This window comes from Amycolatopsis sp. cmx-11-51, assembly GCF_047608665.1.
Taxonomy (GTDB): Bacteria; Actinomycetota; Actinomycetes; order Mycobacteriales; family Pseudonocardiaceae; genus Amycolatopsis.
In genome coordinates, this window is sequence record NZ_JADNQO010000021.1 from 1 (window position 1) to 17637 (window position 17637).

The 17637-nt window shown below is 67.1% G+C and carries 14 protein-coding genes and 1 pseudogene; 8 read left to right on the plus strand and 7 right to left on the minus strand.

The genetic code is table 11. From position 1 onward, the window contains the following. The first annotated feature begins 817 nt into the window (after nt 1-817). Nucleotides 818-1198 carry a hypothetical protein gene (locus ACM6LU_RS36065; RefSeq protein ID WP_414942344.1) on the plus strand — a complete coding sequence of 127 codons (381 nt, stop codon included), beginning with the start codon at nt 818-820 and terminating at the stop codon, nt 1196-1198. Between the two features lie 21 nt (nt 1199-1219). Further along, on the plus strand, nt 1220-2305 hold the full coding sequence (locus ACM6LU_RS36070) for a hypothetical protein (RefSeq protein ID WP_414942345.1): 1086 nt from the start codon (nt 1220-1222) through the stop codon (nt 2303-2305). Between the two features lie 1170 nt (nt 2306-3475). On the opposite strand, the pseudogene ACM6LU_RS36075 reads toward ACM6LU_RS36070, so the two are convergent. Beyond that, nucleotides 3476-3670: pseudogene (locus tag ACM6LU_RS36075) on the minus strand (manganese catalase family protein); the annotation flags it as partial. A gap of 462 nt (nt 3671-4132) precedes the next feature. Between ACM6LU_RS36075 and ACM6LU_RS36080 the strand changes: the two are divergent. Together ACM6LU_RS36080 and ACM6LU_RS36085 are read left to right on the plus strand one after the other, a co-directional pair. After that, nucleotides 4133-4588, plus strand: coding sequence for a DUF2243 domain-containing protein (locus ACM6LU_RS36080; protein ID WP_414942346.1), 456 nt, complete (start codon nt 4133-4135; stop codon nt 4586-4588). 244 nt (nt 4589-4832) lie between these two features. Continuing rightward, nucleotides 4833-5486 (plus strand): hypothetical protein, encoded by a 654-nt coding sequence (locus tag ACM6LU_RS36085; protein WP_414942347.1) that lies wholly within the window; start codon nt 4833-4835, stop codon nt 5484-5486. Nucleotides 5487-6369: 883 nt separating this feature from the next. On the opposite strand, the gene ACM6LU_RS36090 is transcribed toward ACM6LU_RS36085, so the two are convergent. The 3 genes from ACM6LU_RS36090 to ACM6LU_RS36100 form a co-directional block, all read right to left on the minus strand. Further along, entirely contained in the window at nt 6370-7383 is a 1014-nt protein-coding gene (locus ACM6LU_RS36090) for a DUF5914 domain-containing protein (protein ID WP_414942348.1), read from the minus strand. Nucleotides 7384-7476: 93 nt separating this feature from the next. Then, a complete protein-coding gene (locus ACM6LU_RS36095; protein ID WP_414942425.1) occupies nt 7477-8367 on the minus strand; it encodes a MerR family transcriptional regulator in 891 nt (296 codons plus the stop codon). Nucleotides 8368-8730: 363 nt separating this feature from the next. Continuing rightward, nucleotides 8731-9609 carry a YhjD/YihY/BrkB family envelope integrity protein gene (locus ACM6LU_RS36100; RefSeq protein WP_414942349.1) on the minus strand — a complete coding sequence of 293 codons (879 nt, stop codon included), beginning with the start codon at nt 9607-9609 and terminating at the stop codon, nt 8731-8733. Between the two features lie 102 nt (nt 9610-9711). Here ACM6LU_RS36100 and ACM6LU_RS36105 point away from each other — a divergent pair, with 102 nt between their 5' ends. Next, a complete protein-coding gene (locus tag ACM6LU_RS36105; protein WP_414942426.1) occupies nt 9712-10311 on the plus strand; it encodes a CDP-alcohol phosphatidyltransferase family protein in 600 nt (199 codons plus the stop codon). Here ACM6LU_RS36105 and ACM6LU_RS36110 read toward each other — a convergent pair. The 3 genes from ACM6LU_RS36110 to ACM6LU_RS36120 are packed head-to-tail and all read right to left on the minus strand — an operon-like array spanning nt 10222 to nt 13744. Further along, entirely contained in the window at nt 10222-11754 is a 1533-nt protein-coding gene (locus ACM6LU_RS36110; protein ID WP_414942350.1) for a phytoene desaturase family protein, read from the minus strand. The genes ACM6LU_RS36105 and ACM6LU_RS36110 overlap by 90 nt on opposite strands. Further along, the gene (locus ACM6LU_RS36115) at nt 11751-12881 is read right to left on the minus strand and encodes a glycosyltransferase (protein WP_414942351.1); all 1131 of its coding nucleotides are present in this window, start codon (nt 12879-12881) and stop codon (nt 11751-11753) included. The genes ACM6LU_RS36110 and ACM6LU_RS36115 overlap by 4 nt, the downstream gene beginning before the upstream one ends. Continuing rightward, nucleotides 12854-13744, minus strand: coding sequence for a carotenoid biosynthesis protein (locus tag ACM6LU_RS36120; RefSeq protein WP_414942352.1), 891 nt, complete (start codon nt 13742-13744; stop codon nt 12854-12856). Before ACM6LU_RS36120 ends, ACM6LU_RS36115 begins: the two co-directional genes overlap by 28 nt. A gap of 319 nt (nt 13745-14063) precedes the next feature. Here ACM6LU_RS36120 and ACM6LU_RS36125 point away from each other — a divergent pair, with 319 nt between their 5' ends. From ACM6LU_RS36125 to ACM6LU_RS36135, 3 genes are read left to right on the plus strand one after another with little or no spacing between them, the layout of a single operon-like run. Then, on the plus strand, nt 14064-15164 hold the full coding sequence (locus ACM6LU_RS36125) for a polyprenyl synthetase family protein (RefSeq protein WP_414942353.1): 1101 nt from the start codon (nt 14064-14066) through the stop codon (nt 15162-15164). Then, on the plus strand, nt 15161-16678 hold the full coding sequence (crtI, locus tag ACM6LU_RS36130) for a phytoene desaturase family protein (RefSeq protein WP_414942354.1): 1518 nt from the start codon (nt 15161-15163) through the stop codon (nt 16676-16678). Before ACM6LU_RS36125 ends, crtI begins: the two co-directional genes overlap by 4 nt. Further along, nucleotides 16675-17637, plus strand: a complete 963-nt coding sequence (locus tag ACM6LU_RS36135) for a phytoene/squalene synthase family protein (protein ID WP_414942355.1) — start codon at nt 16675-16677, stop codon at nt 17635-17637. Before crtI ends, ACM6LU_RS36135 begins: the two co-directional genes overlap by 4 nt.

Genomic DNA, 17637 nt, shown 5'->3' on the forward strand with positions numbered 1-17637 from the left:
GAACCCTCGGAACCCGCCCGCCGACACGACAGTCGGCCAACAACCCTGCCCACACAACGAATTTCGACCAAACCCCGCCACCGCAACAAACTCGCCCTACTCCACAGTCCCATGTGCAAGATCGAGGCTAAGGCCGCCGAGGTCGTCTGTTCGGCAGGAACTTTCCAGCAACGGCCGAGATAGCTCAGAGCGCCATGCACATTGGCACCCGTTCGACTCGACACTGGCGGATCTTCACGAGTTTGACATGCAGCCCTGCCGCCTAACGTCAAGGTCACCTTCCTTGCCGACAGGCGGAATACCATCCACCGCCACGATGGAACCTGCCCAACTCCTCGTTGATCCCGAGCGAGGTTTGGTGGCGGTAGAACCCTTCAATCGACAGTGCCGACCGGCCATACGGGCGCGCCTCGGGATGCTCGTCCCCTCAGTCCAGCTGAGAGTTCAACCCGGCTGGGAAACGAGAGCTGGACCGCGACCGATGATTTGACGATCGACCCCGGAGAGCAATTGTTGCAAATCGCTTGAAAGGATCAGCTCCAGCCCGCAGGAGTCCGTGTGGGCGTTGCGGCTGCACTCGGGGGTGGTGGTACGCATCGGACATCGCCTCTTGGACCGCGCAGTGGTGCCCGCAGCTGCTGCACCAGGATCTGATCTCGGCGACGGTCTTCGCGAGGTCGGTGCCGGCGGTGGCGCCATGGCATGGGCTGCGCTGCCCGTGTCGTTATCGCGGTGTGCAGGTTGCCTTTTTGACCGATTTAGCGTCTGCGCGGGGTCGGGGCGCTATCATCGCCAAAATGCCTGGGGAGGTGGTTCCATGGATCCGGACACGTCTGACGAACACACGAGAGGCGGTTTCACCGCCGATGTGGTCAGCATGGAAGAAGCGCGGCAGAAGCTGCTCGAGGTGAAGGCCTACTTTCAGGCCAAGACCGACAGGTTGGCGGCCTTGCCCGGCGCGCTCGACGACGCCTTCTTCAGGGGACACGCGGGTGAGACAGGTCAGTACCAACGGAGTTATCAGGCCTTCGGCCGCGAGTGGGACAATCAGTTCAGCAGAATGCTTGTGCTCGAACAACGGTTCGTTGACCTCATCAACGAGCACGGTGCAGCACTGAAGCAGGCCATCGCGATGTATTCGGAGGCCGACGACGCCGCGCGCACGACACTCGAATCCATCCTCGGCAGGATGCCGTAGCCACACCTTGGGGGGATAATGGTGAACGAATGGCCGCCGCCTGCCGATGAGTCGAGCAGATTGCTGGCCGAAGTGGACACCGGCGAAATGCCGCACGCCGCCGGGTTCGCCGCCTGTCTTGAGGCGCTGGCGAACAGCTCCAACGTCTACGCGTGGATCCCGTGCATCGGCACCCTCTACGAGGTGAAGTACGAATTCCACAACCGCGGCGTCCCTGGTCACGATTACGGTGCGTCTTCGATCCCCGTGGCGACTCCCGACGAATACCTGAATGCGATGACCAAGCCGCAGTACGTCTCCTCGGTGATCGAGCACCTCGGCACGACGCCGGAGCACTTCATGGCATTCGCCGAAGTGCTGTCCGGGCAGCACGTCCTGATGAGCGACTCGGGGTATGCCGGTCCCGACGCCTACTCGCCGCCCATCGATTGGGCGTTCTACAACCTCGCGTTCGACAAGGGTGCCGACACGGGCTCGGCATCACAGGACGTCAAGGAAGCCCTCGCCGACTTCGCCGAGCTCAACAGCGCAATACAGGTGCTGACCGAGGCGGTGTGGGAAGGCCCCGGACAGGTCGCCGCGCTGAACAAGTTCACTCAGCTGATGAACTTCCTGATCCACGTCCGGGGGCCGATGCACGCGGAGTTCGGCGCAACCCTGGTGGCCTACGCCGCTCTCGTCAAGTCGGCCAGGAAGCAGCTGGACGGGATCATGGGCCAGGCGGACGCAGCGATCCGCAACCTGGACGCCTCCCCGATCGACCTCATCAAGACCTTAGGAGTGCTGCTGACCTTGGCGGGATTCATCCCCGCTATGCCGTACGCGCTTTCCTTCGGTATCGCGGTGGCCTCCATGGTGGCCTCGAAGCTCGAGTCAGTGGCGAAGAGCCGCCAGGACCCCGAGGAGATCACGATTCCCACCGAACAGTCCAGCTCGTGCGTGGACATCCTCCACTGGTACTTCAAACAGGCGCGCGCGACGTGCGAAGCCCTCTCCGACGGCATCGGCAAGCTGTCGAAGCGCCTGCCCGAACTGCTCGACGAGGTGGTGAACTCGGTGCCGGAGGACGTGCACCTCCCGGAACAGCTCAGGGAACTGCCGCAATGAGACGCTGCCACTCCTTCCCGGACGGCCGGGGACCGGCGCGGTGGTCGAACTGGTGGTCGAGACGATCGAGTCTACGAAGGCGCGGTTCGTGCGAGCGCCGACGGAGTTGCGCAGTAGCGCCCACGTCCTGGAATGCCCGGCTGTAACCCCGTGTCGTTCTGGGCTGAGGCTCTTTGACCTCCCATACTGGTGAGAACGCTCGAGGTACGAGGCCAGGAGGAGTAGCCGTGCGCGTCCCGCGTCAGTCACCCTCTCTCGCACGCTGCCTGCGGCACATGAGCGCAGACAGGACTTGAGGCGGTAAGTCAGCCTCTCGGTCGGGACAGCCGCTCGCCGGTCGACGGGTGGTGCCGGGTCCAGAGGTAGCTGGTGCCGGTCCTCGACCACTGTCCAGAGCTGTCTGCTGATGGACAGGGTCGGCCGCTTGCGGGTTGAGCCGGGCTTTGGTGACGCGGCCGCAGGTCTCGCCGAGCCCGGCCGGTTCCAAGAGCTGGCCGTCCTGCACATTCGCTGTGGTCGCGGGGTGCGACTTCAGCAACGCGCCTTGAACGACAGGCAGGCCGAGCCGTCCGATCGCCAGCCCGGCCCCGCCGCGGTGTTCTCGGGCACGCGGGGTCAGCTTTGTCCGGCGGGGGCCGGCACGCCGGTGATCGGCAATCCGGCAGTTCGTCGTCTCTTCTCCTGCAGCATCGTCCGCTCATCGGCACGAGCGGACGTGGCAGTCGGAGCTTCCAGGCCAGATTAGTGGAGGACTCATCCCACTACCGCGCTGAGCTGGCAACTGAAGCGCTCGGCCGCGGTCACTGCTCGGCGTCCAATCGAACCTGGAACCGCCTCGTCGCATGCCAACTATCGCCTGTCGTCACAATGTGCTGGTGGGCACGCAGGCGATATCTGCAAGTGCCGGCTGGAGTCCGCGCGGAAGGGGCTGTCTCCTCGCCTGTGGAGTGCTGTGCTCATTGTGTCGTTACCGGCGCCGGCGTACTGACGGGCTGAGCGAAACGAACGGTGGGGCTGAAATGGTGGGCCAGACAACAGCCAGCACGACCAGGGTCGTGAGGTGATCGAGGTGAGCTGATTGGTGGGGCTGCAGTGGCTTGACCACCGGGGGTGGTGGTGGACAGGTTGCCGTTCGAATCCGCGGCCAACGCCCCACCGTCACCGATGATCGCCGATCTCCTCGGTCGTCGTATCCATGATCAAATCCTGGTACTTGCCCTCCATCCGGCAGTTCCAGCCCTGGAACAAGTACTGCATCGTCACCGATATCTCACCGAACACACCATCGATGAGCTTCTGCGTTTTGCGCGCGCTGAAGCAAGTTGGTATGACGAAACACCGGCCTCGGCTTTTCGTGCACGACAGCGGGTCCCCCTCACCGGCGCTGAGATCCAGGGACGCCCTTCGACGCGGAAAATAATCATTCCGGCATGATTCGCCCGGGTTGTTCGTTTATCCCGGCACCGGCCGGGTATACGGTTGCCATGCCGGACGTCATCACTCCCCCGAGTCGCCCGACGGCCCACGCCATCTGGCGGATAGACCGTGTCGAGAATTTCCGCTACCGGGCAGAGTACTGCTGTCGGGGTCGCGCACCGGGAACATTCGACGTTCTGCTCAGTCCTTGTCTGCGTGAACGGGTCACCCTGCCCGCGCACGCGACGGATTCTGACGTGGTGCTGTGCGCCGTGGGTTTGATCCTCGACAGTGTGCTTCCGTCGGCTCTCGCCCTCCTTCCAGAGATCGACCTGGCGGTCATGGCCTCTACGGATGCGTCATTCGTCTCGGAACTACGCAGCCGCCTGCGGTCACCGAGCTGACGGCGGGATGAGCCAGGTGAGCCGGGCGGCGATACTGCTGGGGCTGGGCCTCGGCGGATTCGTCGACGGCATCGTCGCCCACCAGATCTTGAACTGGCACCACATGTTGTCGAGCTGGTATCCACCGGACACCGCGGAGAACCTGCACCTCAATATGGTCGGCGACGGGTTGTTCCATTTACTGTGCCTTCTCTTCGTGATCGCCGGTATCACGTCGCTCAATCGCGGTCGCCGCCTGCCCTCGCGAACCCTCTGGGGCGGCGTAGCGGTCGGGTGGGGCGTGTTCAATCTCGTCGAAGGCACTGTCGACCATCTGATTCTCGGCGTGCACCACGTTCGCTCCGGGCCTGATCAGCTGGGGTACGACCTCGGTTTCCTCGCGCTCGGCGCCACACTCGTGGTGATCGGCCTGCTGATGTCCCGGCGTGCAGCCAACGCGGACTCGGGTAGTCCTGACGTATGAAACCCGTCAGTTCCTTCGTGTCGTTGAGTCCTTTCGTACGGCCGACTTTCCTGTCGCCGCCGTAGCATCGCGGTTCGCTGCGTGCCAGCCGCATCCGCTGATCGTCACTGTCCCTGGGCGCGTGGATCTCCTCGGCCGTCTTCGAGCTGGCTGGTGGCCGTGAGCGACCGGTACAACCGCGTATTGGCTCCTTCGCCGCTTGCGGCACGCGATTGGGTCATGCTCAGCGGGGGAACACCGCGGTATGACCACTGCGATCAAGTCGGTGTTTCGTCTGTTAGCGGCGCTCAGGCGCGCATCTGCCGTTCATCCCCGTGGTGTGCTGCTAGCGGGCGAGGTTGTCTCGGTATCAACCGAATCCCTTCCACTTCGGCCTGGGCCCGTGCTCGCCAGGATGTCGAAAGGCGCGGGAATGCCGGGCGCCGTGCCTGACGCGCTGGGGCTGGCCCTGAGGTTTGGCACCTCACCCCGGCACTGGGACCTCCTGCTCACCACCTCGATGCCCGGCCGCCGCATCGGCCGAATGCTGCCTTGGCCCCTACGCTCCTGGAACAGCGATCGGTACTGCAGCCTCATGCCCTACCGCGTCGATGACCGAAACCTCTGGTTCGGTGCCGAGGTGGCCGACCTGCCGGTGGATCGTGCTTCGATCGCCGATGTGGTCCGGTCGCTGGACGACGGTCCGCTGCGACTACGGCTGAAGGTAGCTGAGGCCGGAGCATCGTGGCGCCCAGTCGCCGAGATCGTCCTGTCGCGCGTCGACACCGAAAGACCGGGCATCGCCTTCGACCCGGTGACGGCCCAACCGCCCGGGTTGCGTTTGGTGCCGCAATGGCTGGCGTCGATGCGCGCGGCCGCTTACTCCGGTAGCCGCGAGGGAAGACCGCGCTTACCGTGACGTCGTTTCGAAGCCGCACGTCCTGCTCGAGCAACTACCGGAACGCGCCGGGCTGTCGGTGGCTTTGTCGACGGTGACTCCGCGATCGAAGCAGGCGGGCCCACGCACGGCCTGTGGCGGCGTTGGACCAGGCCCGCCGGGAAACCGGGACCGCGTCGAGACCGAACCCTGATGACGCCCAGCCGGCTCGTCGTGGCGACAGCGCTCAGACTGGCCGCCCACTCGCGAGCAGGCCCTCGGTCGCACTTGACGGGCTTGCATCCAGCTTTGTCAATCGAGTGGGGCGGCGTCGACCCGTTGTCCGTGCTCGCTGATCTCAGCACCAGAGAGATCCACTACGACCCCGACAAGGTCCTCGCACCCGCGTGAACTTTCGATCGCCACCGGCATCTGCTGGGTGTCGAACGACCAGGGCCACCGGCTCCGGACGGAGTGTGGTCCCGGGCACAGGCGTCGATACCTGATCACGAGTTCACCCCTCTGACTTCCTCAGCGCCTTCCACCTGCCCGGCACCGAACTGCTTGGACGGAACCTACTGCTCGAGGGCCACTTTCTGGTGTCCGATTCCTGTTGGGCGTGCGGACTACCCACCTGCTCGACGAGGAAGACCAGCACTGGGCCCGAAGTCGAGTTCCTCGCGACCAGCTATATCAACGGCGGCTGGATCCGAGAGTACGCCGCGCCCTCACCGAGCAGATCGCGATCAATCGGAGAATCTACCGCGAAGCGCGGCAGGTATCGACATGCTGCATCCGGCGTCCCGCCCCTGTGTGGCGACTTCGTTACGGCTGTATTCGGGAATCCCTGATCGCAGATACGAGCCCACCGCGACCGCAGACTCCACGGCGCGCCGAACGGCGTCGTCCGTGCCTCGCCCTCACGTCAATGGTAAGCGGTACGCACCTCGTAGCGCCGCTCCGCGTAGGCGAGATCGTCTCGCCACAACCGCGCGGACGCGCGGCGCATCAGCGGCCGGAGCATCGGCGCGATCCGCGTAGCCTTGGCGAATCCCGGCCGGTCCGACGCGGCGATCGTCGCTTCGATCACGGCGGTGCGCGGGCGGCCGTCGTGGCCGGCACCGAGCGGGGTCGCGTGGGTCTCGACCACGCTTCCCGCACCTTCACCCTCGACGATCGTCATCACCACGGTGCGCGGCTCGGGACAGGTGAACTCAGCGATCACCGGCACGCCCAGCTTGCCCGCGAGCCGGAAGGTCACCTCGACGACAAACCGGTCGTCCGCCTCGGCGACGTCGTTTCCTTGCGGCGCCGAGAGAACACGCAGCCGAGCGAACGAGTACGGGTGGAACCAAGCGCCGTGCCAGGGATCGAGGCGATTGGCGACGACGTCCTCCGGTTCGCAGATCCCGGTCAGGGTGGCGACAGCGTCGATCATGGCATTTCCGTCCGGCCTTGGCGCCACGAACGGCCGCTCGGTGGGAGCTTCACCTCCAAGCCGGTCGAGCCGCGCCCACACGAGGACGCCGTCGTCATAGGACGGGAAAGGCGTCCAACCGGGCCGCTCAGGACCGACCCGCAGACCGTGCCAGCGGCAGACCAATTCGCCGCAGTGCACGCGAGCCTGATCGAGGGGCGCGCCCAGATGGGGACACGCGCCGGGGCCGATCGTCGTGAGTCCGTCTTCGCCGCGCCAGGCCACGAGTTCCTGCGTGCCGACCCGGAGGCCGAGGGGTTCGTTCGCACGAATCGCACGGCTGGCCGCGACGACGTACCAGTTGCCCGCGGGACGCGCGTCGGCGCGTTTGACGGCGCCGGCGATCAAGGTGGGACTGCAGTCGCGGTAAGTCGGTTCCTGCCGCACCCAGGCCGGCTCCTGGAACGGCTGGACCGGCCACCGCTCCGGCCAGCGTTCGATCACCTGTCGCCTGAAGTCCACAAGTCACACTCCTGCCGTGCGATCGACCGAGCCGACCGACGACAAGCATCCTCTGATATTTGGAGCGATTGCGCAACGCTTTGGCCAGGAGGTTCAGGCTTTCAAGCTTTCGGCGACAAGATCCAGCGCGTCGGTCAGCTCGTTGACCCACGGGATGTCGTTGACGTTGCGTTCCTTCCACCCCGGACCGGCCAGGGCGACGTCGAACCCGCGGCGCTGCAGACGCTGGCTCAGCATGTCGTCGGCGGTGTTGACCGACATCGACCACAACAGAATCAAGACCGGGTCCAGTTTCGACGCCATCCCGAACGTGGTTTCGGCGGAAGCCATCTGCCCGAGGAACACAGCAGGGATGTCCACTTCGGCCATCGACGCCCGGAGAACCTCCATCGGCAGGCTGTGCCGCTCTTCCGGACAGCAGGCAAGGAGCACGATACGGCCGGGGGCGGTGTTGGCGAACCTGCCGCTGAAACGCTGGAGCGCCAGCGAGACTTCGGCGGTCAACGCCCATTCCGACTCGAAGCACACGTCGCCGCGCAACCAACGGCCTCCGAGGTTGCGCAGGACCGGGACCACCACGCCTGCCCACATCCCGGCGGGGCCGAGCGCGTCGAGGGTCTCGTCCAACAGCGCCGCCAAGGACGTGAACTCGAGCTCCTCAGCGGCCGTCTCGATCTCGTCGGCTCGTCGCTTCACGGAGATCTCGGGGATCGCGTCTTCATCGCCGGAGAACGCCGCCGCAGCGGCCTCGCGGGCACGCATGCCACGATCGGTGAGCCGCTGCATGTGCTGAAGCCTGCGCACGTCGGCATCGGAGTACCGGCGATGGCGCCCATCCGCGCGAAGCGAGGGGCCAACCCCGTAGCGCGTCCCCCAAGTTCGGAGCGTGACCGGTGAGACGCCCAGCAATTCCGCAACCTTGCCAGGGGTCCACGAGCCCGCACCCCGGGGTCCGGCAGGGTGATTCATCTCGTCGACGTCCATCAACTCCACGTTTCCACAGGACGGAAACCGCCTGTCGGCACGCCCGCTTCCCCTTGCCTCCCTCCGGGCGGCTGACAACCGGTCAACGTCCGCCTGAATCGCGCAACATCATGAGCATCAACCGGTTTTGCGCCACAAGTCATAGCGTGTGTGGCTGCTGTACCCGTACAGAACAATACTCCGTCGACCGCCGAACACTCAGGCGCTAGCGATGTGCGCGTACGGTCCGCACCGCGCCTTCGAGGCTGCGATCGATCGAGCCGATCCGATTTCCGGTCGCACAAATCGCTTGCGCAACGTTTCAGTGGGACAATTGACGTACACAGCTCCGAAACGTGCCCTGAGCTGGAAATACTCCGGACTCTACTGTGTGTTTTCGCATCGATTCTCGCGTGCGGGGGCTTGCGCGATCAGCGTCGTTCCAGCGTCGGTGCGCTCCACGCTCAGCGTGAGCCGGAAACCGAGCAGGAGCATCACGTGCAGGAGATAGAGCCAGAGTACGAGTGCCGAGAGGACGCCCACCCCGGTGAGGCCGCCGAACGGGATGCTCCAGTCGAGCGGGATGGCAAGGAACAGGAGAAAGCCGTGGAAGAACCCCGCGAGGAAGGAGGCCACCGCGAGGGCGCCGAGCAGCAGGGGTCTGCGGCGCGCACCGCGCGGCGCACTACCGACGAACACGATCGCGGTGACGGCGGCGATGATCAGCCAGTCGATATGAAAGGACACCGTGATTCCCCAGAACGTCGACCAGCCACCCCCGGTGTACAAGTCGGCGACGACATCCGCGGTGGCGAGCGGCACGATCGCCAAAGTCGGGCTGATCAGAAGAACAGGGACGAACATCAGGCGCCCGCGCCAGCCGACGAATGCCCCGGGCGAATGGCCGGACACCTGCGCGAACCCGCGCAGCAATCCTTCGCCGTAGAAGGTGGCGGGAAGCAAGGTCACCACCAGCGCGGTCCACGGGCTACGCAGCGCGGCGGAGGTGAGCGCGTCCAGGGCGGCGCCCGGATCGTGAGTGGGCGGCAACGCGTCGCCCCACCGGGAGACGCCGTGGAGGACGAACTCCGGCGAAACGACGAAAGCGGCTCCGCGCAAGGCGACGAGCGCGAGCGGGACCACAGCCAGTATGGCGAAGAACGTCACGCCGGCGGCCCAGAGCGACAGGTCACGCCCCTGCAAGGAGTGCTTGACGTCGCTCAGCACCACTCCGGTCCGGCGCCGGACGCTTCCGCCACTCACTCCGGCGCACCGGCTTCGGCTGAAGACGGAGTCGCGGGCTGGTCGCGGTTACACGCACACGACGCTTCCGGAAGCGCATTGACGGTCCGCTGGTTGCGTGCGGTGCAGACGCTGGCCCGACCGATCCTCAAGGTGCCTCCGGACGTGCTCACCGGCTGCGGGGTCCTGAGCGCTGGGGCCGCGGTGTTCCTGGCCTCGGCGAACGGCTGGTGGCTGTGGCTCGCACTGGTGGCACTCCTCGCGACCGGGGTGTTCGACGGGCTGGACGGGGCGGTCGCACTGCTCACCGGCCGGGCGCGGCCGGCCGGCGCGGTACTGGACGCGGTCGCGGACAGGGTCACCGAACTCTGTTTCGCCGCGGTGCTTTTCGTTCTCGGCGCACCGTTCGCCTGGTGCGCCGGGCTGGCGATGCTCCTGCTGTTGCACGAATTTCTCCGGGCACGTGCCCAGGGCGTGGGGCTGCGGGGCGCCGGGGCGATCACGGTCGCCGAACGTCCGACGCGCCTGATCGTGGCGGCAGTCGCGGTGACGGGCGTCGCGCTCGCTCCGGCCGGCACACCGTGGACGGGCTGGCAGTGGGCGGAGACGTGCGCGGTGCTGTGGGCCGGGTTGTCAGTCATCGGCCTGATTCACCTCTCGATCGCCGTGGCCCGCGGTCTCCCGGACCGCTGGGCCGATCAGTCCGGCGACGATCGCGGCTGACATCGCGACCAACGGCAGACCTCCGCCGGGATGGGCTGAGCCACCGGCAAGGTAGAGGCCGGGAATCGGGCTGAAATTGGCCGGCCGGAGGAGAGCCGCGCGAGGGCCGTTCGACGAAGAGCCGTAGATCGAACCGCCCGGCGCCCCGGCTTCGTGTTCCAGTGTGGCCGGTGTGCGAATTTCGCGCCATAGCAAGCGATCGCGGACGTCGAGTCCGCGCTCGGCCAAGACATCGAGGACACGATCCGCGTATTTCTCGGCCAGCCCGGGCGCCGCCCAGTCCACTCCGGACTCCGGGTCGTGCCGGGGGGCGTTGACCAGGACGAACCACGATTCGCAGTCCGGCGGGTGCAGGTCGGGATCGTCGGGAGCGCAGATGTAGACCGTAGGATCCGGCACCGGGTGCGGATTCTTGCCGAAGATGGCGTCGAACTCCGCGTCGTAGTCCGCGGGGAACAGCACCCGGTGGTGGCGGGGAGACGGCGTCACCCCGCGTAGGGCGAGCAGCAGCACGAACCCGGCCAGTGACGGCTGAACCTGCCGGAGCGCCCGGCGAGGCGCCCGGGCGCGCGGGTCGTCGAGAAGATGGCCGTAAAGATGCGCGGCATCGGCGTTGCACACCACCGCCTTCGCCGCCAGGCGTTCACCGTCGGCGAGACGTACCCCGCTCACTCCCCCCGCTCCCGTCTCGATCGCGGTGACCTCGGCGCCGGTCCGGATCTCGACGCCGAGTTCGGCGAGCCTGCCCAGTAGCGCGTCGCCGAGCCGGCGAAGCCCTCCACGGACGTGCCAGCTGCCGAACTCCTGCTCGACGTAGGGCACGACAGCCATGACCGCCGGAAGCTTGCGGGGATCTGATCCCGTATAGGTGGCGTAGCGGTCGAGCAACATCCGTGCCCGCGGATCTCGCAACCGGCGGCGTCCGAGCCCGCGCAGGGTGCGCCACGGTGCGATGGCGAGGAGGTCGCGGACGCCGGTGGCGTGCCGGAGCAGGTCCCGGGTGCCGCGCAGCGGACGCCGGAGGACTTGTTCGCCGACGAGGTCCCAGAGGTGTTCCGCCTCCCGCATCAGACAAGTCCATTCCGCACCGGCACCGGTACCGAATGCGTCATCCAGGCTGCGGGACACCTCAGCCCGGTCGTGGGGCATGGCCAGTTCGGTACCGTCCGCGAAACGGTACTGGCAGGCAGGATCGACCGGCACGACGTCGACCACTTCGTCGAGGTCGGTGCCCGTCGCCGCGAAGAGTTCGCGGTAGACACCCGGCAGAGTCAGCAAGGACGGACCGGTATCGAAGGTGAAGCCGTCCCGGCTGAAGGTTCCCAGCTTCCCCCCGCATCGCGGAGCCCGCTCGAGCACGGTCACCACATGACCGGCCGCGGCGAGCCGGGCGGCGGCCGCGAGTCCGCCCATACCGCCACCGACCACCACGACGTCGCTCATCCGGTCTCCTTCTGGCGCAGCGCGCGGTTCTTCCAAGCGATTCGCCCATTCTTTCGTGCCCACCACGAGCGGGCGATGAGTCCGACAAGGGTGAGAATCGAGACCGGGTGAGCCAGGCTGTCCGGCCAGACCCGGCCTCGGGTGCGGCGTGCGGTGACCACGCGTCCGGCGACGCCCGCGGCGTACCCGACGAGTCCGGCGCGGGATCCGGTCAGGGCCGCGACGGCGGGCAGGACCCAAATCCCCAGCAGCGCGGCGGAGATCGCCACGGCTCCGGGCGCCGATCCGGTGGCCGACCAGAGCGATTTGGCGTAGCCGTCGCGCAATTGCGGCCATGTCTCGTACATATGACATTCGGCGACCCCGCTGCCGTCCGCGACCACACCGCGTCCGCCAGCGCGTTTGACCGCCCGCATCAGCGCGATGTCGTCGAGGACTTCATGGCCGACCGCGAGGAAACCACCGCATTCGCGCAGCATCGCGGCGTCGATCAGGAAGAACTGGCCGTTGGCGGCGGTGAGCGAGGGCCGCGGCGAGCGCTCGGCCTGCCGCAACGGCAACAGCACCAGCCATGACCACTGCAGCAACGGCTGCACCAGGCGAGCACCGGCACCGTCCGCGCGCTGCCGGGGAAATGGCGAAACGGCGTCCAGACGCGCCTCGCGTAGCAGGGAAACCGCCGCCGCGACGGCGTGCGGGGCGAGCACGACGTCAGCGTCGACGCACACCAGGACAGAGCCACGGGCCCGCTCGGCGAGTTGATGGCACGCGTGCGGTTTGCCGAGTACCCTATCCGGCGGTTCGACTCCGGTGAACACGGCAACCCGCGGGTCCTCGCCCGCGACCTGCCGCACGACCTCCGCTGTTCCGTCGGTCGAACAGTCGTCCAGCACCAGGATTTCGACGTCGTCGAGCCCCTGCTGTTCCAGCAACGACCTCAAAGCGGGCGCCACACGCGAAGCCTCATCCCGCAGAGGAAGCAGGATCGAGACGGCCTCCGGACAACGGTCCGGTTTCTCCGGTGGCACCCGGACGATGCGCGCGTTGTAGGCCGCGTGCCCGGCCGCGGCGACGGCGGCCGATGACGCCGCCCGCACGATCAGGCGGCCGAGTGAGACCACAGCCACCCCCGCACGATGCGCACGGTGAACGGCACAGCCAAGGCTCCCATGGTCAGGCCGCCGACCAGTGCCACCCACGGGCGGCCGAAGAAAGCGAGATGCGCCCAGATCGACGAGAACCACGTCCACAGGTACATCACCGGGGCAGGCCCGGTGGCCAAGCTCGGCACTGGATCTTCGGCTCGGGGTGACAACAGATGCAATACCGCCTGGATGATAGCGGCGACGAGCAACCAGCCCAGAAAGTTGGTCAGCGGGATCCCCACGACGCCGGGCAAAGACGGCTCCGGCGACACCCACGTCCAGTAGCCTTCGTCCACCATCTGCGGGTCGAGGAACACATCCCAGGACGCCAAGGCGCAGGCCGCCACCACGACGACGCCGGCCGGTCGTTCGGCCAGCGCTCGGCCGACCAGGAGCGCGGGCCAAGCCATCATCAGCCACGCCAGTGGGATGAGGACCGGTACGCCGGCGACCGACCAGCCAAGCAGATCGGTGTACTGGTAGTGGCCGAATGGGAAGCCCGTGTGCAGACCGGTGATCTCGGCGAGCAAGCCGCCGCCTCCGGCCACGACGACGAGCGTCACGACCGTGCGAACCCCGGCACGTGCCCAGGCGTCGGCGAGCGATGCCGAGGCGAAGCAGACCACTGTCAGGATGGTGAGCGGCGTGCGCTCTCCTGGATCAGTGACCGAGTAGAGAATCTGGCAGAGCACGGTCGCGGCTGCGAAGGTCCACGCGGCCAGCGCGCGGGGGAATGTCAGGGAACGTGAGAATGCTGCAGTCCGCGTAACCATCACAACGCGACGATGGACCTGGCCGACCACCACACAGACTTTTTCCCACCATGCCAACAAAAAAGTCTTCACGACACACTGCCAAATGATCGGGACGACACTAACGAATGTATTCCTGTCACACCCGGCGGGCGCCCTGACCCGGCGGCGGGGCGAGACCGGGCCCGTCGAGGGCGGGCGGGTGGCCACACCACCCTCGTTCACCGGGACGTCACTTTCGATTCGTCAACGACCCGCGCCGACCACCACGACGAACAGCCCTTCTGACGCTTTCCTTGCCATGTCGACGACACGTCCTCCAGGTGCGACGGATCACCGGGTCCAGTGGACAAGCTACACCAGGTATGAAACGGTTGCGAATCGAATGGGTCGGCAACTGGAGGGTGGTCGGATGGCGGTGACCGTGGCGGCGGGAGTGGCGCCGGCGGAGGAGTCACCTGCCGTGTGGCTGGACAGGGTAGGTGAGCGTTGCCTCGCCGAGGCGCACGACTTCGTCACGGCGCGGGCGGCGGAACATCTCTCGGGTCATCGCGAAGGCGCACTCGCGGAAACCGTGATACCCGAGTTCGTGGCGGGCGGTAAATGCCTGCGGCCGATGTTCGCCCATGTCGGCTGGTGTTGCGGCAGACCGGAATCGGATGCCGCGCTCCGTGCCGCGTCCAGCTTGGAATTGCTGCACTGTTTCGCATTGGCGCAGGACGACGTGATGGACGGATCGTCGGTCCGGCGACGACGCCCCGCCCTGCACGTGCGGTTCGCCCGCTGGCATGCCGAGCAGGGGTGGAGCGGTTCCGCGACGCGGTTCGGCGAATCGGCGGCGACCCTGTTCGGTGACCTGTTCCTGGTCTGGTCGGAGCAGTTGCTGCGGGAGAGCGGCCTGGATCCGCAAACACTGGCTCGGGGCTGGCCGGTGTACGACCTGATGAGGGCCGAACTGGCCGTCGGCCAGCTCGGCGATCTGGTGAACGACGCGCGCTCCCTGCCCAGCTGGGACGGTCTTCTCGATGTCCTGCGGCGCAAATCCGGCAACTACACCGTCCGGCGCCCCCTGGAATTCGGAGCGGCGCTGGCCGGATGCGGGCCGGCCGTGCTCGCCGGGCTCGCGGAGTACGGCGGTCTCCTCGGCGAGGCGTTCCAGTTCCGCGATGACCTGCTCGGCGTGTTCGGCGACCCGGCGATCACCGGAAAACCCGCGGGACAGGATCTTCGTGACCGGAAGGCGTCCAGCGTGATCGTGCTCGCAGCCACTATGACCGACCGAGGGCAACGAACCGAGCTGACGAACCTCATCGAACTGACCACTGTGGACGATGCTGCCGTCTCGCGCTGGCGAGAGCTCATCGTCGCGACCGGGGCACGAGAACGCCTCGGAGAGCTGATTCGGGAGCGCGCCGAGAAGGCTCTCGCGGTGATCGATCCGGCGGTCGTACCGCGGCACGCCGCGGAAGTACTCGCCGTGCTCGCCGCCCGGTGCACGGAGCGAGACCAGTGAAGACGGTGCCGGGGCCGACGAACCGGGTCGTCGTGGTCGGAGCGGGACTCTCGGGATTGGCCGCGGCGCTGCACCTGGCGGGTCGAGGACGCGAGGTCGTCGTCCTGGAACGGGACAACGGGCCAGGCGGACGGGCGGGCCGGATCGACCGAGACGGCTATCTGCTCGACACCGGTCCCACCGTCCTGACCATGCCCTCGATTCTTCAGGACACCTTCGGGGCCGTCGGTGCCGAGCTGGCCACGGAGCTGCCGCTGACCCGTCTGGATCCCGCCTACATGGCCCGGTTCGCGGACGGTAGTTCTCTCCCCGTGCACACCGACGGCCTGGCGATGGCGGACGCGGTCCGCGAGTTCGCCGGGTCGGCCGAGGCCGCCGGTTATCTCCGGCTTCGCGACTGGCTCACGCGGCTCTATCGCGCCGAGTTCGACCGGTTCATCGACAGGAACATCGACTCCCCGCTGGGCATGGTCCGGCCGGAACTGGCCCGCCTGCTCGCGCTCGGCGGCTTCCGCAAACTGGAACCCAGGATCGGCGCGTTCCTTTCCGACGAGCGTCTGAAGCGTGTCTTCACCTTTCAAGCCCTGTACGCGGGCGAGTCACCGATGCGCGCCTTGGCCCTCTACGCGGTCATCTCTTACATGGACACGGTCGGCGGCGTGTACTTCCCGCCCGGTGGCGTCGCCGCCCTCCCCCTCGCTCTCGCCAGGGTCGCCGCGGCAGCCGGAGTGACCTTCCACTACGGCGACGCGGTGGAAGGGCTCGAACGGACCGGCCCCCGCATCTCGGCCGTCCGAACGGTGTCGGGTGAGCGCCATCCGTGCGACGCCGTAGTCCTGACTTCCGAGCTGCACGAGAGCTATCGGTTGCTGGGGCACGCTCCGCGACGGCCTGCCCCGCTGAGGCCCGCGCCGTCCGCGCTGATCGTGCACGCGGGCGGTCCCGCCCGCGAGACAGACACGGCGCACCACACGATCTCGTTCGGGCGAGCGTGGGACACGACGTTCGACGAACTCATCACCGACGGCCGCCGGATGTCCGACCCGTCGTTGCTGATCACCCGGCCCACCGCGACCGATCCCGGACTCGCGCCACCGGGACGGCAGTTGTACTCCATCCTCGCCCCGGTACCCAACCTCGAACGCGGGAACATCGACTGGAGCATCGAAACCGCGCCCTATGCCGCGGAAATCCTCGACTTGGCCCGAAAACGCCTGCTCCCCGGATTCGAACCGGAGTTCACCGAGATCATCGGCCCCGCCGAGTGGGCTGAGCGCGGACTGGTCGCCGGGACACCGTTCAGCTATGCCCACTCGTTCGGCCAAACCGGACCGTTCCGGCCGAAGAACCTTCCGCGTGGTACCGAGAACGTGGTCCTCGCCGGAGGAGCGACCGTACCCGGAGTCGGCGTGCCGACAGTGCTGATCTCCGGGCGGCTCGCCGCCGACCGCATCACCGGGGTGACACGCGGTCGCTCACGAACCTTCGACCTGGCGAGAGAAGGCGCGCGATGACACGACGAGAACTCGATGCCGCCGGGATCGGCACTCCCGCGCTTCGCGACGCTTATGCCCGATGCCGTGAGCTCAACGCCCGGCACGGCCGTACGTACTTCCTGGCGACACGGCTGCTGACTCCGGCACAGCGCCCGGCCATCCACGCGCTCTACGGGTTTGCCCGCTGGCTGGACGACATCGTCGACGAGCCGGCGCCCGGTGCCACACCGGACACTCTGGACGCACAGTTGTCCGCAGTGGAGGATCGCTTCTTCGCCGACCTAAGTGCGGGCCAGAGCGAAGATCTCCTGTTGACAGCCGTGATCGACACCGCGACTCGATACACGTTGTCCCCGGCGTACTTCAAAGCCTTTTTCGCGTCGATGCGGATGGACCTCACTGTCACCGGCTACGCCACGCGGGCCGAACTCGACACCTACGTGCACGGCTCGGCGGAGGTGATCGGCCTTCAGGTACTCCCGGTCCTCGGCACAGTGTCCTGCCGCGAGGAAGCCGCTCCTCGCGCGGCCGCACTGGGAAAGGCCTTCCAGCTGACCAACTTTCTGCGCGATGTCGCCGAGGACCTCGAACGGGGCCGCGTCTACCTCCCCGCCGACGAACTGTCCGCGCACGGCGTCGACCGCGACCGCCTGAGCTGGTGCTCGAGCAACGGCGGCGCGGATACCGCGGTGCGAGCCGCGATTCGGCACCAGATCGCGGAAACACGACGGATCTACGCCGAAGCCAGGCCCGGGATCGCGATGCTGCATCCGATCTCACGGCCGTGCGTGAGTACCGCGGCGACCTTGTACGGCCGGATCCTGAACCGGATCGAAGACGCCGATCACGACGTCTTCGCCGGCCGGGCCACGGTGTCGCGCGGGCTCCGCCTCGCAGTCGCCGTCGGCGCCGTCGCCCGCACCCAGTGGGCACGACAGCGGCATGCGGCGCCCGCTCCCCCGATGGCGGTGGCCTGA

Bases quoted from the DNA above. Each gene is read 5' to 3' on its own strand.
- ACM6LU_RS36065 (WP_414942344.1), top strand. From the start codon at position 818: ATGGATCCGGACACGTCTGACGAACACACGAGAGGCGGTTTCACCGCC.
- ACM6LU_RS36080 (WP_414942346.1), top strand. From the start codon at position 4,133: ATGAGCCAGGTGAGCCGGGCGGCGATACTGCTGGGGCTGGGCCTCGGC.
- ACM6LU_RS36085 (WP_414942347.1), top strand. From the start codon at position 4,833: ATGACCACTGCGATCAAGTCGGTGTTTCGTCTGTTAGCGGCGCTCAGG.
- ACM6LU_RS36095 (WP_414942425.1), bottom strand. From the start codon at position 8,367: ATGGACGTCGACGAGATGAATCACCCTGCCGGACCCCGGGGTGCGGGC.
- ACM6LU_RS36110 (WP_414942350.1), bottom strand. From the start codon at position 11,754: ATGAGCGACGTCGTGGTGGTCGGTGGCGGTATGGGCGGACTCGCGGCC.
- ACM6LU_RS36125 (WP_414942353.1), top strand. From the start codon at position 14,064: ATGGCGGTGACCGTGGCGGCGGGAGTGGCGCCGGCGGAGGAGTCACCT.
- ACM6LU_RS36135 (WP_414942355.1), top strand. From the start codon at position 16,675: ATGACACGACGAGAACTCGATGCCGCCGGGATCGGCACTCCCGCGCTT.